This is a genomic window from Dyella caseinilytica (assembly GCF_016865235.1).
GTDB classification, from domain to species: Bacteria; Pseudomonadota; Gammaproteobacteria; order Xanthomonadales; family Rhodanobacteraceae; genus Dyella_B; species Dyella_B caseinilytica.
Genome location: NZ_CP064030.1, coordinates 1,050,929 through 1,074,138 on the forward strand (window position 1 = coordinate 1,050,929; position 23,210 = coordinate 1,074,138).

21 protein-coding genes are annotated in these 23,210 nt (G+C 60.8%); 13 read left to right on the forward strand and 8 right to left on the reverse strand.

Going from position 1 to position 23,210, the window contains the following annotated elements:
- Positions 1-36: 36 nt before the first annotated feature.
- A complete protein-coding gene (locus tag ISN74_RS04290) occupies positions 37-1,494 on the reverse strand; it encodes an efflux transporter outer membrane subunit (protein WP_229678993.1) in 1,458 nt (485 codons plus the stop codon).
- Positions 1,495-1,666: 172 nt separating this feature from the next.
- Between ISN74_RS04290 and ISN74_RS04295 the strand changes: the two genes are divergently transcribed.
- Positions 1,667-2,368 (forward strand): MtnX-like HAD-IB family phosphatase, encoded by a 702-nt coding sequence (locus ISN74_RS04295; RefSeq protein ID WP_425488830.1) that lies wholly within the window; start codon positions 1,667-1,669, stop codon positions 2,366-2,368.
- A gap of 194 nt (positions 2,369-2,562) precedes the next feature.
- Positions 2,563-3,972, forward strand: a complete 1,410-nt coding sequence (locus ISN74_RS04300; RefSeq protein WP_188797700.1) for an aspartate aminotransferase family protein — start codon at positions 2,563-2,565, stop codon at positions 3,970-3,972.
- Positions 3,973-4,152: 180 nt separating this feature from the next.
- Here the strand turns inward: ISN74_RS04300 and ISN74_RS04305 are convergent, their stop codons facing one another.
- On the reverse strand, positions 4,153-5,544 hold the full coding sequence (locus tag ISN74_RS04305; RefSeq protein ID WP_188797702.1) for a sensor histidine kinase: 1,392 nt from the start codon (positions 5,542-5,544) through the stop codon (positions 4,153-4,155).
- Positions 5,541-6,215 carry a response regulator gene (locus ISN74_RS04310; RefSeq protein ID WP_188797704.1) on the reverse strand — a complete coding sequence of 225 codons (675 nt, stop codon included), beginning with the start codon at positions 6,213-6,215 and terminating at the stop codon, positions 5,541-5,543. Before ISN74_RS04310 ends, ISN74_RS04305 begins: the two co-directional genes overlap by 4 nt.
- Positions 6,216-6,528: 313 nt before the next feature.
- On the opposite strand from ISN74_RS04310, the gene ISN74_RS04315 reads away from it, so the two are divergent.
- Together ISN74_RS04315 and ISN74_RS04320 are read left to right on the forward strand one after the other, a co-directional pair.
- Complete coding sequence (locus tag ISN74_RS04315; protein WP_188797706.1) at positions 6,529-8,742, forward strand: M1 family metallopeptidase; 2,214 nt, start codon at positions 6,529-6,531, stop codon at positions 8,740-8,742.
- Between the two features lie 50 nt (positions 8,743-8,792).
- The gene (locus ISN74_RS04320; protein WP_229678995.1) at positions 8,793-9,650 is read left to right on the forward strand and encodes a hypothetical protein; all 858 of its coding nucleotides are present in this window, start codon (positions 8,793-8,795) and stop codon (positions 9,648-9,650) included.
- Between the two features lie 31 nt (positions 9,651-9,681).
- Here ISN74_RS04320 and ISN74_RS04325 read toward each other — a convergent pair whose 3' ends face one another.
- The 4 genes from ISN74_RS04325 to ISN74_RS04340 form a co-directional block, all read right to left on the reverse strand.
- Complete coding sequence (locus tag ISN74_RS04325; RefSeq protein ID WP_188797710.1) at positions 9,682-10,272, reverse strand: HutD/Ves family protein; 591 nt, start codon at positions 10,270-10,272, stop codon at positions 9,682-9,684.
- Entirely contained in the window at positions 10,269-10,808 is a 540-nt protein-coding gene (locus ISN74_RS04330) for a GNAT family N-acetyltransferase (RefSeq protein ID WP_188797712.1), read from the reverse strand. Before ISN74_RS04330 ends, ISN74_RS04325 begins: the two co-directional genes overlap by 4 nt.
- A gap of 6 nt (positions 10,809-10,814) precedes the next feature.
- Positions 10,815-11,285, reverse strand: a complete 471-nt coding sequence (locus ISN74_RS04335; RefSeq protein WP_188797720.1) for an SET domain-containing protein-lysine N-methyltransferase — start codon at positions 11,283-11,285, stop codon at positions 10,815-10,817.
- 136 nt (positions 11,286-11,421) lie between these two features.
- Positions 11,422-11,775, reverse strand: a complete 354-nt coding sequence (locus ISN74_RS04340) for a ComEA family DNA-binding protein (protein WP_188797722.1) — start codon at positions 11,773-11,775, stop codon at positions 11,422-11,424.
- Positions 11,776-12,007: 232 nt separating this feature from the next.
- On the opposite strand from ISN74_RS04340, the gene ISN74_RS04345 reads away from it, so the two are divergent.
- The 5 genes from ISN74_RS04345 (at position 12,008) to ISN74_RS04365 (ending at position 17,250) form a co-directional block, all read left to right on the forward strand.
- Positions 12,008-13,429 (forward strand): M20 family metallopeptidase, encoded by a 1,422-nt coding sequence (locus ISN74_RS04345; protein ID WP_188797724.1) that lies wholly within the window; start codon positions 12,008-12,010, stop codon positions 13,427-13,429.
- Positions 13,426-14,124 (forward strand): YggS family pyridoxal phosphate-dependent enzyme, encoded by a 699-nt coding sequence (locus ISN74_RS04350; protein ID WP_188797726.1) that lies wholly within the window; start codon positions 13,426-13,428, stop codon positions 14,122-14,124. The genes ISN74_RS04345 and ISN74_RS04350 overlap by 4 nt, the downstream gene beginning before the upstream one ends.
- A gap of 261 nt (positions 14,125-14,385) precedes the next feature.
- Entirely contained in the window at positions 14,386-15,096 is a 711-nt protein-coding gene (locus ISN74_RS04355) for a C40 family peptidase (protein WP_188797728.1), read from the forward strand.
- 103 nt (positions 15,097-15,199) lie between these two features.
- Positions 15,200-15,853 (forward strand): rhomboid family intramembrane serine protease, encoded by a 654-nt coding sequence (locus ISN74_RS04360; protein WP_188797730.1) that lies wholly within the window; start codon positions 15,200-15,202, stop codon positions 15,851-15,853.
- 29 nt (positions 15,854-15,882) lie between these two features.
- Complete coding sequence (locus ISN74_RS04365) at positions 15,883-17,250, forward strand: amino acid permease (protein ID WP_188797732.1); 1,368 nt, start codon at positions 15,883-15,885, stop codon at positions 17,248-17,250.
- A gap of 69 nt (positions 17,251-17,319) precedes the next feature.
- Here the strand turns inward: ISN74_RS04365 and rapA are convergent, their stop codons facing one another.
- Positions 17,320-20,160 (reverse strand): RNA polymerase-associated protein RapA, encoded by a 2,841-nt coding sequence (gene rapA / locus ISN74_RS04370; RefSeq protein WP_188799509.1) that lies wholly within the window; start codon positions 20,158-20,160, stop codon positions 17,320-17,322.
- Positions 20,161-20,462: 302 nt separating this feature from the next.
- Here rapA and ISN74_RS04375 point away from each other — a divergent pair, with 302 nt between their 5' ends.
- Genes ISN74_RS04375 through ISN74_RS04390 form a run of 4 tightly spaced genes read left to right on the forward strand, consistent with a single transcriptional unit; the run spans position 20,463 to position 23,200 of the window.
- Entirely contained in the window at positions 20,463-21,122 is a 660-nt protein-coding gene (locus tag ISN74_RS04375; protein ID WP_188797734.1) for a GspH/FimT family pseudopilin, read from the forward strand.
- Complete coding sequence (pilV, locus tag ISN74_RS04380; protein WP_188797736.1) at positions 21,119-21,604, forward strand: type IV pilus modification protein PilV; 486 nt, start codon at positions 21,119-21,121, stop codon at positions 21,602-21,604. Before ISN74_RS04375 ends, pilV begins: the two co-directional genes overlap by 4 nt.
- Entirely contained in the window at positions 21,601-22,626 is a 1,026-nt protein-coding gene (locus tag ISN74_RS04385) for a PilW family protein (protein ID WP_229678997.1), read from the forward strand. The genes pilV and ISN74_RS04385 overlap by 4 nt, the downstream gene beginning before the upstream one ends.
- A gap of 1 nt (position 22,627) precedes the next feature.
- Complete coding sequence (locus ISN74_RS04390; protein ID WP_229678999.1) at positions 22,628-23,200, forward strand: pilus assembly PilX family protein; 573 nt, start codon at positions 22,628-22,630, stop codon at positions 23,198-23,200.
- Positions 23,201-23,210 lie beyond the last annotated feature (10 nt).

The window sequence follows — 23,210 nt, forward strand, 5'->3', positions numbered from 1 at the left end:
GATTGATGACCGCAAAAGGGTGTACTGCGGCGCGCATCAGGGCGCGTCCTTGTGCTGCGGGGCATCGTTTTCTTTGGCGATGTTGATCGGCGGCAATGGCGCGCCGCCCAGAGCCTTATAAAGCGAGACATAAGCCATATCCCGTTCACCGCGTGCCGAGATCAAGCTGAGTTGGGCGTTCTGCTGGGCGATCAGCGAGTCCTGCAGTTCGAGCGTGCTGCCCAGGCCGAGGCTGCGGCGCTTGTCTTGCGCGGCGGCGCTACTGTCCAGCGCCTGCACGACCTGTTCGGCGGCGGCCTCGCGCAGATGCAACTGCTGCAAGTCGCCCATGGCGGTCTCGGTTTCGGCCACGCCTTGCAGCACGGCCTGGCGATAGCTGTAGACGGCGGCCTTCAGTTCGTGGTTCTTGGCATGGGCCTGAGCGACGCGCATACCCCAGTCAAACAAGGGCATGTCGACCACGGGGCCGGCGGAAAAAATGCCTTCGCCGGAACTAATCGTGCGATGGTGGTGCAGGATCGTCAAAGACCAATCCAGCGAGCTACCCAGGCCGATATGCGGATAGACGTCCGAGCGGGCGATGCCCGCTTCACCGGCTGCACGCAACACATCCGCTTCGGCAGCGGCGATTTCCGGGCGTGTACGCAGCAGGTCCGGCGGCGCGCTGGTCAGCTGCCAACTGCCCAATTGCGGTTGGGGACCGGCTTGGTCCAGCCAGGCCGGATCCGGCTCCGGTTGACCCAGCAATGCTGCCAGCTGCTGGGCGTTGGCGTTGATCGCACGCTGCGGATCGCTCAGCGCCATGTCTGCACGCCCCAGTTCAGCCTCGGCGTTGGCCACCTCGGCGGGCGAGGTCAGCTTCAAACCTTCGCGCACCTGCAAAAGCCTCAGCTTTTCGCGATTGGCGTCACGTATAGCGGTAAGCAGCTGCGCCTGTTCCTGGGCCGTACGCAGTTCGACCCAGCATCGCACTACGTCGGCCACCAGCGTGACGTAGGCACTTTGCAATTGCGCATGGGCCTGATCCAGGGTGCCGTCGGCCATACGGTGCGTGCTCTTCCAGGCGCCGAAAAACGGCAATTCCCAGATGGCGTCAAAGCCGGCAATGAAATACGAAGCACTGGCATTCGGTTCAATCACCTGGTTGGTGTCGGCCTTCAGGCTGGGCAGGTATTTGTCGGTAGCGTGCTTATAGAGCGTGCGTGCAGCGATCAGGTGTTCGGTGGCGGCAGCCACATCCAGGTTGTGGTCCAGCGCACGCTGTACCAGCGAGTTCAGATATGGGTCGTTGAACGCCAGCCACCAGCTGCGCAGGTCCGGTTGTGCGGGATTGGTCGGTGAAACGGCAGCGTTGCGCCAAGTTTGGGGCAACGGCGGCTTCAATTCCGGCAAGGGCGCCGCGTGGCAACCCGCCAGCACGGTCAGCACCAACGCAGGAAGCAGGCGGGGCAGGCCGCCAATACGAAGGAATTTGCGCAGGGTTGAATCGTGCACGTGCTGAAGACCGTTGTGAAAGGCGTGCAAGCAAAACGTAAGCATATCTGGTCGGACCCAAGATTTGGCTTACTTACGCAAGGCTTGCTTACCTAGAAAGGAGACCGAAAGGGGGGGGCGGTCAAGATGACTGCCACCCTGATGTTTACCTTGATGCTGGAGTGGCTTGCGCGTGACTGCCTGGAACATCCTCTGCGACTTCGACGGCACTATTTCAGTTGAAGACGTGATCGACTCGCTGCTGGACCGTTTCGGGCGCCCCGGATGGGAAGCGCTGGAGCAAGACTGGCGTGCCGGCCGCATTGGCTCACGTGAATGCATGAGCGGCCAGGTAGCCCTGCTCGATATGCGCAAGGAAGAACTGGATACGCATCTGGATGGCCTGTGGATCGACCACGCCTTTCCGGCGTTCGTGGCGCGCTGCAGCGAATTGCAGACGCCGATCCGCGTCGTCAGCGATGGCCTGGATTACGCCATCCATCGTATTCTCGGTCGCTACGATCTGGATCATCTTCCGCTGGCCGCCAACCACCTGGCGCCGGCCACGCCGCCGCGCCAATGGCAGCTCACCTCGCCGTTTCAGGCGGAAGGTTGCCGCAGTGGTACCTGCAAATGCGCGTGCGTGGCACAAGCGCGCAAGACGAGCGGCAAGACGTTGTTGATCGGCGATGGCGCTTCGGATTTCTGCGCTGCCGATCAGGTTGATTTCGTGTTCGCCAAGCATCGCCTGATCGAACATTGCCGTGCCGCTGGCATCCCCTATGTGCCGATCACCGGTTTCGAGGATGCACTGGATCTGTTGCCGCGCCTGCTTGATGGCAGCTTGCTGGCTGAGCATGTGCAGTCGGTATTGCCGGCGGTTTCCAATTTCTGATTTTTTGATGCGTGCGATGTGTTTCGTCGCTCCGTCATGTCGTCCGTCGTCCCGGCGTAGGCCGGGACCCAGCGACTTGCGGGCCTTCAAAGTCACTGGGTCCCGGCCTGCGCCGGGACGACGGTAAGGCAAGATTGCGGCGCAACGCATAACTTAAGGTTTCTTTCTCACCTCTTCTCTTTGGTATCTCCCCGATGAACGCCTACGACCCCAACGCCCTTGTCGGCGTGATCCCCGACGCCCAACTGCTGGCCGACGAAGCCGAATGGAGTTCCTTCGGCGACACCGTGCACTACGTCGATCCGCCCAAGATCTTCCGCCATGGCGAAGGCAGCTGGATGTACGACACCGCTGGTGTGCCGTTCCTCGATCTGCAGATGTGGTACTCGGCGGTGAACTTCGGCTACAGCAACAAGCGCCTCAACGACACACTGAAGCGCCAGATCGACGTGTTGCCGCAAGTCGCCAGCCAGTATCTGCACCAGACGCGTATCGAACTGGCTAAGACCATCGCGGTGGACGCGCAGCAGAAGTTTGGCATCAAGGGCCGCGTGCACTTCAACGTCGGTGGTGCGCAGGCGGTGGAAGATTCGCTCAAGCTGGTGCGTAACTACAAGAACGGCAAGAGCCTGATGTTCGCCTTTGAAGGCGGTTATCACGGTCGTACGCTGGGCGCGTCGTCCATCACCTCCAGCTATCGCTATCGCCGTCGCTTTGGCCACTTCGGCGAGCGTGCGATGTTCATTCCGTTCCCGTATCCGTTCCGTCGCCCGAAGGGCATGACGCCGGACGAGTATTCCGACGCCTGCGTGCGCCAGTTCGAGCGCCTGTTCGAAACCGAATACAACGGCGTATGGGATCCGAAGGTCAATCAGGCCGAATACGCCGCCTTCTACGTTGAGCCGATCCAGGGTACTGGCGGTTACGTGATTCCGCCGAAGCATTTCTTCAAAGATCTCAAGAAGGTGCTCGACAAGTACGGCATCTTGATGGTGGTCGACGAAATCCAGATGGGTTTCTGGCGCACCGGCAAGCTGTGGTCGATCGAGCACTTCGGCGTCACGCCGGATGTCATCGTGTTCGGCAAGGCGCTCACCAACGGCCTCAATCCGCTGTCTGGCTTGTGGGCGCGCGAAGAGATGATCAACCCCACCATCTTCCCGCCGGGCTCCACCCATTCCACCTTCAACTCCAACCCGCTCGGTACGTCGTTGGGTCTGGAAGTGATCAAGATGGGCTACGAGCTCAATTACGAAAAGACCGTGGCCGAAAAGGGTGCGCATTTCCTCGACGCGCTGAAGGATCTGCAGAAGCGCCACAAGGAAATCGGCGATGTCGATGGTCTAGGTCTCGCCCTGCGCGCTGAAATTTGCACTGACGATGGCTTCACGCCTAACAAGGCACTCTTGGACAAGATGGTCGATATTGGCCTGGCAGGTGATCTTGAGCACAACGGCAAGAAGATCGGTCTCGTGCTTGATGTAGGTGGCTGGTACAAGAACGTGATCACGTTCGCACCGTCGCTGGACATCACGCATGAAGAAATCGATCTTGCCATCTCGCTACTCGATCAGCTGATCACCAAGGCAAAGAAGGCGATGTAAGACGGTTGTGGCGGACAGCTGGACGTCTGCCTATGAAAAAGTTTTTGTCGACATTTCCCATGCAGGGGAAGCTGGCAAACACGGCGGCGCTTAGCGCCGCCTTTTTTTATGCGGCGTAACGTTGCTTTGCGCATCTTCGTGCTGCGGGTTAGGCATCACTCATAGGCACGATGTTCACGTTCATCCCCGCTTGACGGGGAAGATGATTTCTACGCGCAAGCCACCTTTTTTGCTCGCTGCGAAATAACGCACTTTGGCGTCGTGCCATTCGGCGATGCGTTGCACGATGGCCAAGCCCAGGCCACTGCCTTCCTCGGCACAGCCGGGTACGCGGAAGAAGCGTTCGCCGAGGCGTTCGATCCACGCAAGCGGCACGCCGGGACCGTTGTCTTCCACCGCGAGGCAGATGTCTTCGCCTTCACGCGAAAGTGCCACGGTCATCAGGGCGCCACTGCCGGCATAACGCAGGCTGTTGTCGATCAGGTTGTCGAGCATTTCTTGCAGGCGGTGGCGATCGCCGTCGATCCATAACGGACCGGCGGGGCCGTCATAGCCGAGGTCGATATTCGCCGCGATCGCCTCGTGCACACGCTGCCCGACCAGTTCAGGAATCAGGACGGCCATATCAAGCGGCTCGCTATCGCCGTCTTCATGCTCGATGGTTTGCGCACGCGTGAGGGCCAGCAGCTGGCTGGAGGTGCGGTTGGCGCGTTGAATCAAGCGCTGAATGTGGTTAAGTGCGTCTTGGACCGTGGCCGAATCGGAACTGGCCTGCGCGCGCTCAGCGTGCACGCTCAAGCCCGCCAGCGGTGTGCGTAGCTGATGCGCGGCGTCGGCGATGAAGCGTTCCTGCAAGGCAAGCATGGCGCGCAGGCGCGCGAACAGGCCATCGATGGTGCGCGTCAATGGCAGGATTTCCTCGGGTACGTCTTCGTCGCCGATCGGCGCCAGATCGTGCTGGCGGTTGGCCAATTGCGTGGTGAGCGGGTCGAGTTGCCGCAAACCGGTACGCACGCCCAGCCATACCAGCAGGAAGGCGGCAAAGATCAACACGGTTTGCGCGGGAATGCTCAGCAGCAGGATCTGCCGCGCTTCCATGTGGCGGTCGTGCAGGGTTTCGGCGACGGTGACTTCAAGCTCATCCGTGGCGTCGCGCGGATTGGTCATCTGGATGCTGGCCGCGCGCAGGGCGTGCTTTTCGATCTGGATGTCGTAAAGCTGGGTTTCGTTGCCGTCCTTGAACAAGCCATCCGGCGGCAGCAGCGTGGGATTGCCCGCGACCAGACCGTGCTTGGCGCTGAAAACGCTGAAGTAGTTGCGTCCTTCCGGCTCGTATTCCAAAAGGAATGCTGCCTGTGATGTCACGTTGCCGTCCGGGCTTTTGGTCGCCATCAACTGCACCAATGTCAGCGTGTCATCGATCAGATTCTTGTCGTGCACGTGATTGGCGTAGATCAGCGCGCCGACATAGGTGATGAGGCTGTTCATCAGCAACAGCGCCAGCAGCGGCACCATCACCGTCATCAGCAGACGTGTGCGCAGGCTGCGACGCCCCCAGCGCCACTGGCTCATGCCTGCTTGACCTCTTCGAGCAGATAGCCGAGTCCGCGAATGGTGCGTACTTGCGTGCCCGAGTCGACCAGTTTGCGACGCAGGCGGTAGATGGCGATGTCCAGGCCGTTGTCGGTGAGTTCTTCGTCCCAGCTGCATAGTGCTTCGATCAATTGCGCGCGGCTGGTGACGCGGTCGGGACGTGCGGCCAATGCTTCAAGCAGGCCGAATTCGCGTGCGGTCAGTTCCAGCGGGGTGTCGTCCACCCAGGCGCGATGGCCGGGCAGATCCAGGCGCAGCCGCCCCAGGGTGAGTTCCGGCGCACCTTGTGTGGTGTAGCGCCGCAAAAGCGCACGCACGCGTGCTTCGAATTCGGCCAGCGCGAAGGGTTTGACGAGGTAGTCGTCGGCGCCTAGATCCAGCACCCGTACGCGTTCGCGCAGACCTTCGCGCGCGGTGACCACCAGCACCGGCAGCCCGCTGCCGCGTCGGCGCACGCGCTGCAATACCTCGCTGCCATCGAGGTTAGGCAGGCCCAGATCGAGCACCAGCAGGTCGTAAGGGGTGTCTTTGAGCGCGGCATCCGCGCGCGCGCCATCGGCCACATGGTCGACGGCATGGCCGCCTTGGCGTAGCGCGGCGCTAACGCCCGCGGCAATGGATGGATCATCTTCGGCAATCAGGATACGCATGGTTCTCTAGGCTCCGTCAGGCCGGGTGGATTCGGGTGGTTTGTTCATGAATTTCAACATCTTCCCCGATGCCGCATGAATGCCCCATGCCTGGTGGGATGCAGCTTAACGCCTGTTGTTGAATGCGCACAGAGTAGGGTTGTGGGAGCTTGCCGTACTGTTCAAGTCCCTCGCGAGGCATCCCAGCGATCCGAAGGTGGTGCCGTAGGGCATGCAGGGAAGGGGGCGCTTAGCGCCTTTCCATGACTTATGGTTGATGTGGGGGCGACTATGGTTGACCCACGCTTGGTACATCTCTTGGGGAGATCGTTCGATGAGACTTGCAACGGATAGGGGCAAGCCGTGGCTTGCTGCAGTCGTTTTGCTGTGGTCATGCCATGCAGGGGCGCAGGCACCCGTGCAGCCTGCATCGGCAGCATCGACCGCAGTCGCGCAAGACATTCCGTTTGCGCCGGCGCATGACACCATCATCACGCAGAAGAGTTCGCCCGATGCGTGGGGCGGCGAGCGCACCGGCAACGAGCCGACCTTGTCTGATCGCGTGGTGAGCTACACGATCGATGCGGATCTGGATGCGACCAAGCACGCCGTGACCGGCAAAGAACATATGACTTGGCGCAATCGAAGCGATCGCCCGGTAAGCAGTGTCTATTTCCATTTGTACCTGAATGCTTTCCAGAATGAAGGCAGCACCTTTCTCACAGAGCGGAAGGTGCTTGCTTCGGATGGTGGCTCGCGCGGTGTTGGCGTATTGAAAAAGGGACAGTGGGGTTGGATTCGCCTGCAACAGGTGCAGCAGGGCGGCACGTCATTGAAGTGGAGCTTTGTGCATCCCGATGGCGGACCGGAAGCTGACCAGACGGTGGTACGCATCGACCTTGCGCAGCCAGTGCCGCCCGGCGGCACGCTGGCGCTGGATATCGACTTTCTCAGTCAGCTGCCGCGTGTGGTGGCACGCACCGGATGGTGGGGTGATTTCAACCTGATCGGCCAGTGGTTTCCGAAGATTGGCGTGCTGGAATTACCAGGTGAACGCGGCGCCACACAGGTGCGCTGGAACGTGCACGAGTTCCATTTCAACAGCGAGTTCTTTGCAGACTTCGGTTTGTTTGACGTCCATCTGACTGTGCCCAGTGATTACACGGTGGGTGCGGTTGGTCAGTTGCAAGGCGCGCCGGAACAGAAGGACGGCAAGACGACCTATCACTTCGTGCAGGGCGATGTGCACGACTTTGCCTGGGTGGCAGCCAAGGATTTCAAAACTCTGGATGGCACCTACGAAGGACCGGGCAGCCCGAAGGTGGCTGTACGGGTGATCTATCCGCCGGAATATGAAGCCAGCGCCGCGCCAAGCCTGAAATCGAGCATCGATGCGATCGGCTATTTCTCGCGCACGCTGGCGCCGTATCCGTATCACACGTTGACGGTGGTGATTCCGCCTTACAACGCGGATGAGGCGGGCGGCATGGAATACCCGACCTTCTTCACGTCTGACGCGTACAAGTACGTGGAGCCGGATACCTATACGCAGATGCTCAGCGATTTCGTGAACATCCACGAATTCGGCCACGGTTACTTCTACGGCATCCTGGCTTCCAACGAGTTTGAGGAACCGATGCTCGACGAAGGGCTAAATGAGTTCTGGGACAACCGCATGTTGCGCGAGCGACATCAGGATCTTGTGCTTGCTACGCCTTTCACCAAATGGCTGGGCATCACGCCGCACATCGATGGTTTCCAATACGAGCGGATGACGGCATTCTTGCAGCGTCCTCATGATCCACTGGCGCAGAACAGCTGGGACCGCCTTTCCAGCCTCAGCTACGGCACGGTGTACTCGCGCACGACGACTGCCATGCACGACCTGGAAGCCCGCTTGGGGCAGCCTGCGCTGGAGAAAGCGTTCCGTCTGTATTACCAGCGCTGGCGCTTCCGTCATCCTTCCGTAGCAGATTTCCGCGCGGCGCTGATCGACAGCTCCGGCAACGCGAAAGACGTGGACGAGATCTTCAATGACTACGTCTACGGCACGGCTGTGATGGACGATCGCGTCGACGCCATCGATACAAGCGAAGTGTTGCCTCAGGCTGGCGTCACCTGGAAGGACGGCAAGGAAACGGAAGTTGTCGTATCCGACCTGGACAAGCAAATCGATAAGCAGCGCGAGGAGTGGAAGAAAGCGCATCCAAAGGCAAAGCCCGGCGATCCAGGACCTTTCCCCTGGCATAGCACGGTGACGGTCGTACGTACCGGGGTGCCGGTGCCGGAACTGCTGCGTGTTACGTTCGAGGACGGCACGCATGAAGATGTCACGTGGAATGACGATCGTCGCTGGGTACGCTTCGATTTCACCAAGCCTAGTAAGGCGGTGTCGGCGGAGCTCGATCCGGATGCGCACAACTTGCTGGATGCCGACCGGATCAACAACAGCCTGACCAATACACCCGATGGTGCGGCTTCGCGGCGCTGGACGGCGGATATCGCCGCTGTTCTGCAAACCTTCTACTCCATGCTGGGGACGCTGTGATGGCTTACAACATGCCTCGTTCCGCCGGTTTTTCCAGTCTAGGGACTGCCATGAGAGCCGCCGTGCAATGGCGGCTTCTGTTGCTGTGGCTGGTGATCATGCTGATTCCCGCCACGGTGGTGGCTTTGCCACTCTGGCACATGCTGGGCGGTATACTTGATACCTCCGTACATGCCTCCGAATGGGCGCAACACTTCAGCGACCTGATGTTTTCGGACGTGATTTTTGCGTTGAGCAATCACTTCCAATGGCTTGGCGCGGTCGCGATGATCGGGTTCGTGCTGACGCTCCTGTTATCGCCGTTCCTGGACGGCATGATCGTCGGCAGCGGCCGGGCAGGGCGAGCGCTTGGCTTTGGTGAGGTGCTGCAAAATGGCCTGATTGAATACGGCCGCATGTTCCGCGTGATGTTTTGGTCTTTACTGCCGTATGGCCTTCTGATGGTAGTGATGGCAGCAAGCGGAAACATGGTGGGCAAGTACGCCGAAACAGCGGTGCTGGAATCGCAGGTGAGTGCGTATTCCAACCTTATGCATGTGCTGGTGCTGGTTGTCTTTGTGATAGTGCAGTCGATCGTGGAGTCAGCACGCGCGGCGTTCATTGCCGATGTCACGCTGCGTTCCGCGACGCGTGCGTTGTGGCGCGGTATCAGGCAGCTGGTGCGACGGCCGCTGAAAACATTGTTGTTTTATCTGACGGTGACGGTAGTGGGATTGCTGCTGGCGTCAGTGTTTGCGGTTGCGCGTATTCATGTGACGGCGTTTGGCGGCCTGGGTTTCCTGCTTGCGCTGCTGCTGAGTCAGCTGATCGTTGTGATCATCGGCTGGATGCGCGTGGCGAGGTTGTTCGCGTTGGCTGAGGTGGCGCGTACGGTGGTGCCGGTAAGGGCGCAGGCAGAGTATCGCTGACTCGATTGGGTGCGCTGCTGTGAGGGTTGGGTTACGTTGCACTAACCCCACGAGGGCCTTGTGCGAGTTGCACCAATAGCAACTCGCCGCCACCTTCGATCCGAATGCGCTGACGAGGAAGCGCATCGATCCATAGACTGGATCCTGCCTCTATGTTCATCTGCTCATCTTCCACGCGCACTTCAGCCTGACCGCTGAGCAAATACACAAACCACGGCCACGATTCGCGCGCCGGCAACCACATGCTTCCATTCAACGGCCGCGCGATCAGGTTTCCTTCCGCATCACCACGCAGCATCAGGTTGAAAGCGCGCGTGGGGCCTTCCGGCAATTGCGCGTGCGGTGCATCAGCGCCATCAAAATGCGTGACGGATAGTCGCAATAGCGAAACGTCACGCTGATCGCCGAAATGCAGGTGGATGGGTGCGTCCAGTGCAACGAATTGCCGCTGTGTGCCGGGATAAGGCGAAAACGCGCAGTCCTGCGTAATGTCGGCGATGCTCAATCGCCATTGCCAGTTGCTCTCATCCGGTCCACTGGCGATGACGGTGGTTGTTCCTGCGCCGTTGGCCCATGCTTGCGTGCGCAGTGCATCGGCGGGTACGGGGCGGAGTGCGCTCATGCCCAGGCGCGGCAGGGCTCGCGGTGTGGCGGGTAGTAGGCGAAGATGTGGGTGTCGCTGCCGAAGAAATCGATGTCTTCGATATGTTCGCCGCCGAGACGCTCGGCGACGCGATCGGACGCGTCGTTGCCGACGCGGACCATGCTGATCACGCGTTGTATGTGCAACTGGTCCCAGGCGTAAGCGAGTACGGCAGCACCGGCTTCGGTGGCGTAACCGTGGTGACGATGTTCGGGCTTGAGCATCCAGCCCATTTCGATATCCGGCCAGCCTTCCGGATGCAGCAGGCCGGCGCGGCCGATGAATTCACCCGTGGATTTCAGTTCCAGCGCCCACATGCCGTAACCGCGCAATTGCCAGTGGCCGATCAGCATGGCGAGCGAGCGCCAGGCGTTGGTGCGGTCCAGTGGCAGGCCGTCGCCGATCCAGCGCGTGCTTTCCGGGTCGGCGAGCATCGCGGCGTAGTCGCTGAAGTGGCGTTCCGTAAGCGCCGTCAGGCGGAGGCGAGGGGTTTCCAGGGTGGGAATTTGGATCATTTCGGATCAATCGCTGAGACTGGCGCTGTCCAGCACACGGGCTAGCGCGCGGGTCGTTGTCATCAGACTCTCGTACCAGGGTAGACCTACGATTTTCTCACCAGTGGCGGTGTCAATAAAGTCTTCCGCCTGGCCGGGTGGGAGCAGGTGACGATAGTCCACGGTGATTTCAGTGCCGGCAGGCAGGTCTTTGGGGGCAAATACGAAGCCCAGATGCCACAGGCCGGTCGGCTCGAAACTGTGGTTGATGTAGCACTCGTCGGGCCAATCCGGCGAGAGGGTGTAGCGATCCTCGAACCAGCGGGCGCTGGCATACATCTGGTCCGGCTTGGCGAGCAGATCGTCCAAGCGATAGGTCTGGTCGATGGCGTCCGGGGCCGTGATGATCCGGCCTGCGCTCACGGTCTCCTCCAAAAACAAGCCTTTGCCCGCGCCCTGGATCTTGGAGGCGTCGATACGGTAGCGGGGAAGAATCATGTGGGTTGGCGGCGTTGGCAGGCGGTTGATCGGCGCGGAGTGTAGCCCAAGCGGCTGTTAAGGGTATCGTCATGCGGCGAAATGGGCTTTAGGCGATACGGCCCACAACGGGCCGTATCGGCTGGTCAAAAAATGATCAGTTTTGCGCTGCTCCTTCGGTAGCCGGTGCAGCTTTCTTGGCGCGCTTGGGCTTGGCGGGTGCTTCAGCCTCGGTCTTGGCGCCTTCGCCGCTAAGCAGAATGGCGTCGTGGTTCTTCTGCAGCGTGGCCTGGCCGATACCCTTCACCTGGGTCAGGTCGTCGGCGCTCTTGAACGGACCATGCTCCTCGCGGAATGCCACGATGGCTTTGGCCTTGGTCAGACCGACGCCGGTCAGCGATTTGGCGATGGTTTCGGCGTCGGCGGTATTGATGTTCACCGGCGTGGTGGCGAAGGCGGGCAAAGCAACAGCAAGCGCCAGTGCGGCGATGGCGATGATTTTCTTCAACATGCGTGATATCTCCCTGGGTCAAAAGTCGCGGCCTTTTCCGTGCCGCGATGTCACTTTGCGCCGCAGCCGGTGCGCCTTCCCAGTCGGTGAAGTGCTTGCTTACGTGCTCGTCTGAAGCGGCTTTTGTTGTCAGCGCTCGCGTGCGGGATGTGTGCGCAAGCGGTCGTTTCTCACCTGCTGGGGTGAAACGGGGCTGCTAGAATCGCTTTTTCACTTCAGCCATGGAGTCCGCATGGATACCGCGCGTATTACCCGCTTCGTCAGTGATCTTTGGGATGCTGAAATCGTCCCACAGCTGATGGATTACATCCGGATTCCCAACAAGTCGCCGATGTTCGACAAGGATTGGGTGGCGCACGGCTACATGGATGCCGCCGTAAAGCTGATGGAAACCTGGGCTCGCACCAAGTTGCCGTCGTTGCCGGGCGCTACGTTGGAAGTGGTACGTCTGGAAGGCCGCACGCCGCTGATTTACATCGAAGTGCCGGGCCAGAACGACGACACCGTGGTGCTGTATGGCCATCTCGACAAACAGCCGGAAATGACCGGCTGGTCCGAAGGTCTCGGCCCGTGGACGCCAGTGTTGAAGGGCGACAAGCTCTATGGCCGCGGCGGCGCGGATGACGGCTATGCGATCTTCGGCTCGCTTGCCGCGCTGCTGGCGCTGCGGGAGCAGGGCGTGCCGCATGCGCGCTGCGTGATCCTGATCGAAGCCTGCGAAGAATCGGGCAGCTATGACTTGCCGTACTACGTGGATCACCTTGCTTCGCGCATCGGCAATCCCTCGCTGGTGGTGTGCCTGGATTCGGGCTGTGGCAATTACGACCAGCTCTGGCTGACCACCTCGCTGCGCGGCATGACCGGGGGTGAGCTGACGGTGCAGGTGCTGGAAGAAGGCGTGCATTCGGGCGATGCGTCCGGCGTGGTGCCGTCCAGTTTTCGCATCCTGCGCGAGCTGCTGTCGCGCCTGGAAGATCCGGAAACCGGCCGCATCAAGCCGAAGGAGCTCTATGCGGAGATTCCGCCGCAGCGCATCGAGCAGGCCAAGGCCGCGGCCGGTGTGCTGGGTAAGGAGATCTACAGCAAGTTCCCATTCGTCGAAGGCATGCAGCCGGTGACGCACGACCTCACCGAACTGGTGCTCAATCGCACCTGGCGTCCGCAACTGGCAGTGACTGGCGCGGATGGTTTGCCGCCGCTGGAAAGCGCCGGCAATGTGCTGCGCCCCAAGACCGCGGTGAAGCTGAGTTTGCGGGTGCCGCCGACATCGGATGGCGCCAAGGCTGGCGAGTTCGTCAAGCAGTTGCTGGAAAAAGATCCGCCGTACGGCGCCAAGGTCAGCTTCAAGCTGGAAAAGGATGGCAGCGGTTGGAATGCGCCGCAGCTGTCGCCGTGGCTGGAAAAGGCCGTGTCCGCGGCGTCCGAGCAGTATTTCGGCAGGCCGGCGGCGTACATGGGCGAGGGCGGCTCGATTCCGTTCATGGGCATGCTGGGCGCCAAGTTCCCGCAGGCGCAGTTCCTGATCACCGGCGTGCTCGGCCCGCATTCCAACGCGCACGGCCCTAATGAGTTCATCCACATCCCGACCGGCAAGAAGGTCTCGATGGTCGTGGCCGACGTGGTCGCACGCCACTTCGAGCAGGGGAAGCGGTGACCGACGCCACGCAGCTGGCGGCTAATTGGGCGGTGGTGCGCAGGCGGGTCGACGAGGCCTGCCGCGCAGCCGGACGCGATCCGTCCGAGGTGGCCATCCTGCCGGTCAGCAAGACCTTCGGGCCGGAAGCGGTGCGTGCGGCCATAGCCTTGGGCTTGCGCCGTTTCGGCGAGAACAAGGTGCAGGAGATTCGCGACAAGGCTGCTGCCCTGGCCGATGAAGCGATCGAGTGGGTGGTGATCGGCCACCTGCAAACCAACAAAGCCAAGGATGTGGCGCGGCTGGCCAGCGAAGTGCAGTCGCTGGACCGGCTGGAACTGGCAGAAGCCCTGGACCGCCGACTGCAAATCGAAGGCCGCAGCCTGGATGTGCTGGTACAGGTGAAGACCGCTCAGGAGGAAACCAAGTCCGGCCTGCCCGCAGACGAGCTGCCCACCTTCCTGACCCAGTTGCGGGACTATCCCACGCTGCGGGTACGCGGCCTGATGACCTTGGCGACGCTCTCCGAAGATCCTGGCGAGGTGCGGGCCTGCTTCCGCCAGCTGCGCGAACTGCAGGACCGCTGCACTGCCGAGGGCCACGAACTGCCGCGGCTATCCATGGGCATGAGCTCCGATTTTCCGCTGGCCATTGCCGAAGGCGCGACGGAAGTGAGGGTAGGCACAGCGATTTTTGGGAGTCGCCTTAAGGCCTGAATGTGTGAGTTTCGTCGCGCTCCGAACGTAAAGATTGCCTAAATTTTTGGCGGGCCCTCGCCAATTGTGCGTAAGGTTCTAAATTTTCACCTTTTAATTCATGTACTTACGAGACGGCTATAGGGTTTTCGTATTTAGCGGACGATGGAGTTCAGTTAACTTCATCCGAACATGTCGGCGGTTGCGCTTTGTTACTTTCACTGCTTCGTCACGGTCACCGCAGGGGGCGGCGACCGGGCAAAACCGCCCAGAGATCCACAAATGCCCAAAACGCGACTTGTACTCGCCGCGCTTGCCTCGGCTATGTGCCTTTCAAGTCCAGTGCTCGCAGCCACCGCCGATAGTGGTGTTCAGGCACAGGTTTCCGGAAAGATCTCCAGTTCGCTGTTGAGTCCGCTGGCTGCTTTCAGTGCCGCACCCTCTCTGGCGCAATCCACGATTCCTACCCAGCTTCCGATTGCTGCTCTGGCGACTGCCAAGAGCGACACGGCTGACCAGGTGGATGCTGCCGACATCGCAGCCCAGTTCAGTGATGCGAAGACCTCTCAGGATCTGCGCGACATGCTGGTTGGCTTGGCCATGCAGTTGCGTCATGTGCGCTATGTGCGCGGTGGCCGCGATCCTTCCACGGGTTTCGATTGCAGCGGTTTCGTGCGCTACGTGTTCGAACATGCGCTGGGCCTGCAGCTGCCCACCAACTCGGCGTCTCAGTACCTGATCGGCCATATCGTTCGCCGCAACGACATGCAGCCGGGCGACCTGGTGTTCTTCCGCACTGCCGATCGTCGTGGCCGTGGTCGCATCTCGCACGTTGGCATCTACCTGAGCGACGGCCAGTTCATCCATTCGCCGCGTCGTGGCGAGTCGGTACGCGTCGACAATCTGGCCGACAGCTACTGGTCCAAGCGCTTTGCCGGTGCACGCCGTCCGGATGCGATGGCCGAAATCGATTCCAGCACGCATAACGGCTGATTCTTCCTTCCAGAGGAGCTTCAGCGAAAAGGCCACCGTCAGGTGGCCTTTTTTGTTGGGTCAGGCGTGCGGGATACTTAGCGAAATACCCCTCGAGGTTTTCATGCCAAACCGCTTGCCGCCTGTTACCCGTAACTTGCTGATCGCCAATGTCGCCGTATTTCTGCTGCAGCAGGTGATGGGTGATTACCTGGTGGCGCACTTCGCCCTGTGGCCGTGGGGGCCGGATCAGCTTGCGCAAGCGGACAACGGCAGCGTGATCAGCGTTGGCTTTCGCCTGTGGCAGCTGGTGACTTACGCCTTCATGCATGGCGGCTACATGCACATCTTCTTCAACATGTTTGCGCTGTACATGTTCGGCGGCACCATCGAGCGCACGTTCGGCTCGCGCAGTTTCACGCTCTATTACTTCGTGTGCCTGGTGGTGGCGGCGCTGACGCAGCTGGTGGTGGTGAAGTACTACACCCATGGCTACGAGCCGACCCTGGGCGCATCCGGCGCAATCTTCGGCCTGCTGCTCGCCTTCGGCATGCTCTATCCGCAGGAGAAGCTGATGCTGATCTTCCTGCCGATTCCGATTCCTGCGTGGCTGTTCGTGATCGGTTATGGCGCAGTGGAACTCGTGCTGGGCGTGACGGGCAAGCAAGCGGATGTCGCGCATTTCGCCCACCTCGGCGGTATGCTGGGTGGCTTTTTGATGATCGAGTACTGGCGTGGCAAGCTGCCGATCAAACCGCAGCGGCGCCTGATGCGTTGATCGAACAAGTCCACTGACAGGCTGACTTCATGACCCAACATTTGCAGCGCCAGTTGACCTCGCGCCTGATTACCTTCATGGCGCTGGGCATGGCCATCGGCACGGGCCTGTTCCTGGGTTCGGCCAACTCCATCGTGTTGGCAGGCCCGTCGGTGATTTTCGCCTACATGTTTGGCGGCATCATGATCTACATCATCATGCGCGCGCTGGGCGAGATGGCCGTACACGAGCCGGTTGCCGGTTCCTTCAGCAGCTACGCGCATCGCTATCTTGGGCCGTTCGCCGGCTACCTCACCGGCTGGAATTACTGGCTGCTGATGGTGGGTGTGGGCATGGCCGAGAGCACCGGCGTGGGCATTTACATGAAGGAATGGTTTCCCGAGCTGCCGCAGTGGATTTGGGTGTTTGCCAGCGTGGTGATGATCGGCACGCTCAACCTGATGGCCGTGCGCGTGTACGGCGAAATGGAATTTTGGTTCACCATGATCAAGGTGGTGACCGTGGTGCTGATGATTCTGGGCGGCGCCGGCATGATCTGGCTCGGCTGGGGCAATGGTGGGCAGCCGTTGGGTTTTAGCAACCTTTGGGCCCATGGCGGCTGGCTCCCCAATGGGCTGAACGGCATGGTGCTGGCGTTACCGATCGTGGTGTTCGCTTTCGGTGGCATCGAAACCATCGGCATGGCGGCGGGTGAGGCTGCTGATCCGGCGCGCAATATTCCGCGTGCGGTGAATTCGGTGTTGTGGCGCATTTTGATTTTTTACGTCGGTGCGCTGACCGTGATCATGGCGATCTATCCGTGGAACCAGCTTGGTACGCAAGGCAGCCCGTTCGTCAGCACCTTCGCGAAGCTAGGTATCCATCAGGCCGCCGGTATCATCAACTTCGTGGTGATCACTGCCGCGCTGTCAGGTTTCAACAGCACCACTTTCAGCGGCAGCCGCATGCTGTACAGCCTGTCGCATAAAGGGCAGGCGCCTGCTTTTCTTGGCAAGGTCAGTGAACAAGGCGTACCGATCCGTAGCGTCCTGGCGTGCATGGCATGCCTGGTGCTCGGTGTGTTGCTGAACTACCTGCTGCCCGGTCGCATCTTCGCGATGATGATGTCGATTCTCTCATTCAACACCGTGTGGACCTGGATGATGGTGCTGATCGCCCATTTCAGTTTCCGCCGCCGCCACGGTGCTACGGCATTTCCCTTGCGCGTATGGCCGTTGAGCAGTCTGGTGTGCATGGCCTTTTTGCTGTTTGTGCTGGTGATGCTGGGGTATAGCCCGGATACGCGTGTCGCGTTGTATGTGGGTGTGGCGTGGGTGGCGCTGTTGAGCGTTGCGTATGCGGTGTTTGGCGTGGGGCGCAGGATGAGTCTTGCATCTACCGATGCGAATGCTGCGTAACGCTTCGTTTGACTTACGTAGGTTGGTGTAACCCCGAATCAAGTTTAGGGTTACACCAACTTGCCATGCTCAGCGCAGCGCCAAGAAATCCGCACTGACCACAAAACGCACGGCATCCAATCGCAGCCGCGCCTGCGGCAATGCACTGAGCAGCGCAGAGCGTTCTTCCTCGACGTGAGTGACTTCGGCCTCGCTGATCGACAGATTGATGGATTGCAGCGCACGCAGGCGAGCTAATTCAGCGTCCAATGTGTCTCGCGCTTCGTTAACGGCATCGGCAATGCTACCTTGTGCGCGCAACGCTGCAGCGGCTTCAGCCTTCTCCAGCATCGGCGGCACCAGCTTGGCGAGGAATTTGCGATAACGCGCCACTTCAATGGTGCGATCGCCCGCCTTGCGGATAGACGCATCACCCGGCTGGAAGTTGGCGCGTTCAGTGAGCTTGGTGTCGATCGTGACAACGATCGGCTGCGTGGGCAGGAAACGTTCGGCGTCAAGGCTGCGTTCGGCCACGCATTCGAGCACATAGACCGCTTGCAACAGTGCGTTGCGTGGCGGTAACGCGTCATCGACCATGAAGCCGGCATTGCCGCGTTCGCTGGAAAGCGCGAGATCGAGTGCGGCCAGGATCATCGGATGATCGAGCCGCAACAGCGGAAGATCTTCGCGGGAGAGTGCTACATCGCGCGAGAAGGTGATGGATTGCGGACCTTCGGCGAAGCCGGGCAGGGCGTCGGTGGACAGGTATTGCGGATCGAGCAGCACGACTTTTCCACCGAGTTCTTCGGCGTGAATGCCGAAGGATTCGAGCAGGCGCTGCTGGAAGGCGTCGCGCGACGGATCATCGTCTTCGCGGCGGAATGCCTGGGCCAGTTCGTCCGCATGCAGATCGCGGCTGGCGGCGAGTTCCAGCAAATGATCGCGGCCGGCGCGAATCAATTCGGCCATCTGTTCGTGGCTGGCGCGCGTTTCGGCCAGCAACACATCCAGTTCCTGATCGCGCAGATCATCGCCGCGCGCGTGTTCGTCGGCCAGCCGTGCCAAGGGCTCACCGAAGCGACGTAGCAACTCGCGGCCATCCGCGGGACTGGTGCGGAAGGCATCCACGCCTTCGTCGTACCAGCGGGCGAGCACATGCTGCGCGCTGTTAGCAACGGCGATGATGTGGATGCTGATGTCGTGTTTCTGACCGATACGGTCCAGTCGGCCGATGCGTTGTTCCAGCAGGTCGGGATCGAGCGGGAGATCCCACAAGATCAGCCGGTGCGCGAACTGGAAGTTGCGGCCTTCCGAACCGATCTCCGAACAGATCAGCAGGCGTGCACCGTCGGCTTGCGCAAAATAAGCGGCATTGCGGTCGCGCTGGATGATGCCCAAGCCTTCATGGAAACGGGCGATGCCGGCACCGGTGCGCGTGCGCAGCGCCTCTTCCAGGGCAAGCACCTTGGCCTGGCTGCGGCAGATCAGCAGGAATTTGTCTTGCGGATAACGCTCCAGCAGCGCGACCAGCGTATCGATACGTGGGTCATTGCTGTAATCCACCTCCAGCACCGGAACAGGCTGCTGGAGGTCAGCATGGAATTCGGCGAGCAGCGCTTGGCGCGTGTTGTCGTCCTGGCGATCGGTTTCGATGAGTTCCCATACCGGCAAGCGCTGCGGAAAACCGCCGATGCCGGCGCGGCGATTGCGGAACATCGAGCGGCCGGTGCCGTGGCGATCGATCAGCGCGGCCAGCAGTTCGCGGCTGTGTTCGGGCTTGGTGGTGTCGGCCAAGTAGCCTTGTAGCGTCGCATCGCTCTCGAAGGCCTGATGCAGCTGCTTCAGCTCGCCAGCTTCCAACGGTGTGCGTTCCAGCAGCTTGTCGGCAATGTGTGAAAGTGACTGGAAGCGTTCGGATTCGGCCAAATAGGCGTTCAGGTCGTGATAGCGCTGCGGATCGAGCAGGCGCAGTCGCGCGAAATGGCCGCTGCGTCCCAGCTGTTCCGGTGTCGCCGTCAGCAGGATGACGCCCGGCGTGGCGGCGGCGAGCTGCTCGACCAGGGTGTAACGCGGGCTGGCTTCTTCCGGCGTCCAGGCCAGATGATGGGCTTCGTCCACCACCAGCAGATCCCAGCGAGCATCAAGCAATTGGCTGGCGCGCTTGGGGCTATGTTCGAGGAAGCTGAAATCGGCGATGACCAGTTGTTCGTCATCAAATGGGTTGTGGCCGCTGTCGGATTGCTCCACCGCCTCGCAGCGCTCTTCGTCGTAGATCGCAAAGCTGAGGTTGAAGCGACGCAGCAACTCGACGAACCACTGGTAAACCAGCGTATCTGGCAGCAACACCAACACGCGTGACGCGCGGCCGGTAGCGATCTGGCGGGCAATAACCATGCCGGCCTCGATGGTCTTGCCCAGGCCGACTTCATCAGCCAGCAACACCCGTGGTGGATGGCGCGATGCGGCAATCGCGGCCACACGCAACTGATGCGGCACCAGCCCGATACGCGCCGAACCAAGCCCCCAACTGGCTGAGCGGCGCGCATCAGCGCGGCGCTTCAGCCCTTCCAGGCGCAGCTCGAAATGATGCACCGGATCGGTACGACCACCGATCAACCGATCATCGGCCTGACTGACGCTTTGCTCGTCATCCAACTGCCCTTCGTGCAGCTCGCGGCCCTCGCCGCGATAGACCAGCAGCCCTTCCTGCTCCTCGATCCGCTCCACCAGAAAGGCGATGCCCTTACCGGCCACCCGCTGCCCAGCGCGGAATTCGGCGCGCACCAGCGGTGCGGAATCGACCGCATAAGGGCGCAGGACCCCCGATTTGGCAAACAGCACCTGCACCCCGCGCCCTTCGACGCGCAGCACAGTGCCGAGGCCGAGCTCGGGCTCGGCAGTGGAGATCCAGCGTTGACCGGGTACGAACATTTCACAGCCGTTTGTGACAAGGGTCGACAATTATCCGCTCCCTTGGTGGTCGAAGGAACCATTTGTGGTTGATGGGGTGCTCGATGAGCACTAGCGGACGGGAAGAGGGCGTCGCCAACTATCACGACTGTAGTCACAGTTCGTCTATGAGGTGGGGCATATCCCGGTTGGGTCGAATGACCACTCGTCGGGAAAATCTCGTCGTTCGTCAGAAATCCCTTTCATTGCGTGAGTTCGATCCTTTCGGGTTGATGCTGGATAGGTAGACTTGCCATCCAGGGGCTTATGGGGGAATGCCAACCATGCATCGTTTTATCGCGCCAGCGAAGCGCTTTGGTGGGCGTGCCCCGCTAGAAGGGCGTCCTTCTTCTGTCTGCCCGTCTGTGATTGCTGCGCGCAGGCAGGATCGCGGCTTCACGCTTGTTGAGATGATGGTCACCGTTGCCGTGGCGGCGATCTTGCTGGTGATCGCGGTACCGAACTTCACCCAGGCTATCAATGCCAACCGGCTCACGACGGCGGCAAACGCCCTGATCGGCGCGCTGAACAATGCGCGGATGGCAGCGATCCAGCGCAACGCATCGGTCCAGTTCTGCAGCAACTCTGATACCACCAACACGACCGACGCACTGGGCACTGCCTGCGGTACGAATGCTGGCGCAGTCCTCGCGCTGACCAGCCCCGGCGCCACGAGCACCACGCAGGTGCTGGCGGCGCCCTCTGAACTGGGCATTTCTTCGATACAGATCAGCGGCACGATGCAGGCGATCCGTTTCAACGGGCAAGGGCAGGGCTTATATCCCGGCACGGCTACGCCTTTCGACTCCGGTTCCCCGCAAACCGTCCCGGTCGTGGATGTTTGTTCAACCGCACTCAGCACCAACAACCACATCCAGGTGTTCATGGCTGCCGGCAACATCATTACCAGCAGCCCCAGCCCTACTACGGGAGCCTGCCCATGATGCGACATAACGGTTTTCGCATGGCACCTGCCAAGCAATCCGGCGTGGGTTTGATCGAAGTGCTGATCGCCGTGCTGGTGCTGTCCATCGGGTTTCTCGGCATGGCCGCGATGCAGGCACGTTCGCTGTCGATGAACAACAGTTCGATGGCACGCAGCTTTGCTGTCATGGAGAGCTATTCCATCCTCGATGCCATGCGTGCAGATTTGGTTGCAGCGCAGAGTGGTGCTTACAACGTCGCCTCAGTCAACGCCAGCGGCAGCGGCTGCCCCACGGCGACCGGCACGTTGGCCGATGCGCAGCTCACCCAATGGTGCACCCAGCTGGTTGCCGGTCTTGGTGCGTCTGCCAGCGGGTCGATCAACTGCACAGGCAGCCTGGGACTCTGCACCGTTACCGTGACGTACGACGACAGCAAGTCCGTGTCTGCTACCACGGATACTACGGGCCAGCAGACCGTCACTACCCAGGCCATGCTATGAACCGCCGCCCCGCGAAAGCCGTTGTCGGCTTCTCCCTGATCGAGTTGATGGTGGCCATGTTGCTCGGCCTGATCGTCATCGCTGGTGTGACCAGTGTTTTCCTCGCCAACCAGCAGGTCTATCGCACGAATGGCGCGCTGAGCGATGTGCAGCAGAGCACCCGTATGTCGTTCGAGATGCTGGCGCAGAACATTCGCGAAGCCGGGCTGCTGGGCTGCGGCAACAATGGCCAGGTGGCCAATGTGTTGTCGGATGGTCCCTACGGCGATGACAGCGACTGGTGGGCCAACTGGAGCAACAACTTGATGGGCTATGGTGCGGGCACCGCGACCAACCCGGCGTTCACCGGCGCCAATGCGGTCACCAACCAGGTGGCAGGTACCGATTCGCTGATGATATTGAGTGCGGCGGATGTCGGCCTGACCGTCAACACTCAAACGTCGACCAGCACCTCGTTCTCGCTCAACGGCACGAGTACCGACCTTGTTCCCGGCGCGATCATGATCGTATGCGATCCCTGGCAGGCAACCATCTTCCGCGCCAACAGCTATGCCGGGGGCAACCTCGGCTATGGCGGGGAATGGGGAGGCAACACGGTCAATTGTTCCACGGGTCTGGCCTATCCCACGGTGTGCGGGACGGGTAATACCTACATCTACGCTGCCAACTCGCCGATCGCGACCGTGGCGGCGGGCGTGTGGTACCTCGGCACCAACCCGGCCGGAACCACCTCGTTGTACCTTGCCAGCGTGAACACTGCTGCGGGTACAGTCACGCCACAAGAGATGGTGCGTGGCGTAACCAAGATGAGCATCACCTACAACATGGCCAACACGACAAGCTTCGTCCAGGCGTCCGCCGTGACCAATTGGCCATCGGTGGATGCGGTACAAGTCAACTTGACTTTGCAGCAGAGCAGTGGTCCCTACGCGGGTACCTACACCGGTAGCAGCGCGTCCGCCGCTCCGCCGATCAAGCGCGTTTACACCGTCACTTCCACCGTGCGTAACCGGGTGCAATGACATGAGCCGACTTTCCGTACGTGGTTTGCCCGCCCGACTCCCTCCGCGCTCCCGTCAGAGCGGCGTGGCGCTGGCCGTGGCGCTGATCCTGCTGTTGGTCATCACCCTCGTGGGTCTTGCCGCTGTCAGCGGCACCATCGTGCAGCAGAAGATGTCGGCCAATTTCTACGATCGCGAAGTGGCCTTTCAGGAGACCGAGGCGGCCATGCGCGAAGCCGCGTTGGCCATCGAAAACGATACGTCAGCTGGCGCGTCTTTCAATTGCTCGGCATCCAGTGGCAACGTGTGCCAGTCCAACCCGTTCACCGATACCGGCGTGCCTGCCAGCAACATTTACAACGTGACCCAGTACGCCGCCGGCGGCATGGCGGCCAGCCAGCCGCAGTACATCATCGAGTACATGGGCAACTTCCAGGTGCCGAACCCGACCGTGAAGCAAACCAGCAAGATGAGTTACGGTCAAACGCCCGCGCCGCAAACAGCGGATTTCTACCGCATCACCGCGCGCAGCGGCGATCCAACTGTGATCAGTGACCGCGCCTATGTGTTGCTGCAGTCGGTATTCCGAAATTGAGTGATGCAAA

Coding starts and splice junctions, on each gene's coding strand:
- ISN74_RS04300 (WP_188797700.1), top strand. CDS start 2,563: ATGAACGCCTACGACCCCAACGCCCTTGTCGGCGTGATCCCCGACGCC.
- ISN74_RS04305 (WP_188797702.1), bottom strand. CDS start 5,544: ATGAGCCAGTGGCGCTGGGGGCGTCGCAGCCTGCGCACACGTCTGCTG.
- ISN74_RS04310 (WP_188797704.1), bottom strand. CDS start 6,215: ATGCGTATCCTGATTGCCGAAGATGATCCATCCATTGCCGCGGGCGTT.
- ISN74_RS04315 (WP_188797706.1), top strand. CDS start 6,529: ATGAGACTTGCAACGGATAGGGGCAAGCCGTGGCTTGCTGCAGTCGTT.
- ISN74_RS04320 (WP_229678995.1), top strand. CDS start 8,793: ATGAGAGCCGCCGTGCAATGGCGGCTTCTGTTGCTGTGGCTGGTGATC.
- ISN74_RS04325 (WP_188797710.1), bottom strand. CDS start 10,272: ATGAGCGCACTCCGCCCCGTACCCGCCGATGCACTGCGCACGCAAGCA.
- ISN74_RS04330 (WP_188797712.1), bottom strand. CDS start 10,808: ATGATCCAAATTCCCACCCTGGAAACCCCTCGCCTCCGCCTGACGGCG.
- ISN74_RS04335 (WP_188797720.1), bottom strand. CDS start 11,285: ATGATTCTTCCCCGCTACCGTATCGACGCCTCCAAGATCCAGGGCGCG.
- ISN74_RS04340 (WP_188797722.1), bottom strand. CDS start 11,775: ATGTTGAAGAAAATCATCGCCATCGCCGCACTGGCGCTTGCTGTTGCT.
- ISN74_RS04345 (WP_188797724.1), top strand. CDS start 12,008: ATGGATACCGCGCGTATTACCCGCTTCGTCAGTGATCTTTGGGATGCT.
- ISN74_RS04355 (WP_188797728.1), top strand. CDS start 14,386: ATGCCCAAAACGCGACTTGTACTCGCCGCGCTTGCCTCGGCTATGTGC.
- ISN74_RS04360 (WP_188797730.1), top strand. CDS start 15,200: ATGCCAAACCGCTTGCCGCCTGTTACCCGTAACTTGCTGATCGCCAAT.
- ISN74_RS04365 (WP_188797732.1), top strand. CDS start 15,883: ATGACCCAACATTTGCAGCGCCAGTTGACCTCGCGCCTGATTACCTTC.
- rapA (WP_188799509.1), bottom strand. CDS start 20,160: ATGTTCGTACCCGGTCAACGCTGGATCTCCACTGCCGAGCCCGAGCTC.
- ISN74_RS04375 (WP_188797734.1), top strand. CDS start 20,463: ATGCATCGTTTTATCGCGCCAGCGAAGCGCTTTGGTGGGCGTGCCCCG.
- pilV (WP_188797736.1), top strand. CDS start 21,119: ATGATGCGACATAACGGTTTTCGCATGGCACCTGCCAAGCAATCCGGC.
- ISN74_RS04385 (WP_229678997.1), top strand. CDS start 21,601: ATGAACCGCCGCCCCGCGAAAGCCGTTGTCGGCTTCTCCCTGATCGAG.
- ISN74_RS04390 (WP_229678999.1), top strand. CDS start 22,628: ATGAGCCGACTTTCCGTACGTGGTTTGCCCGCCCGACTCCCTCCGCGC.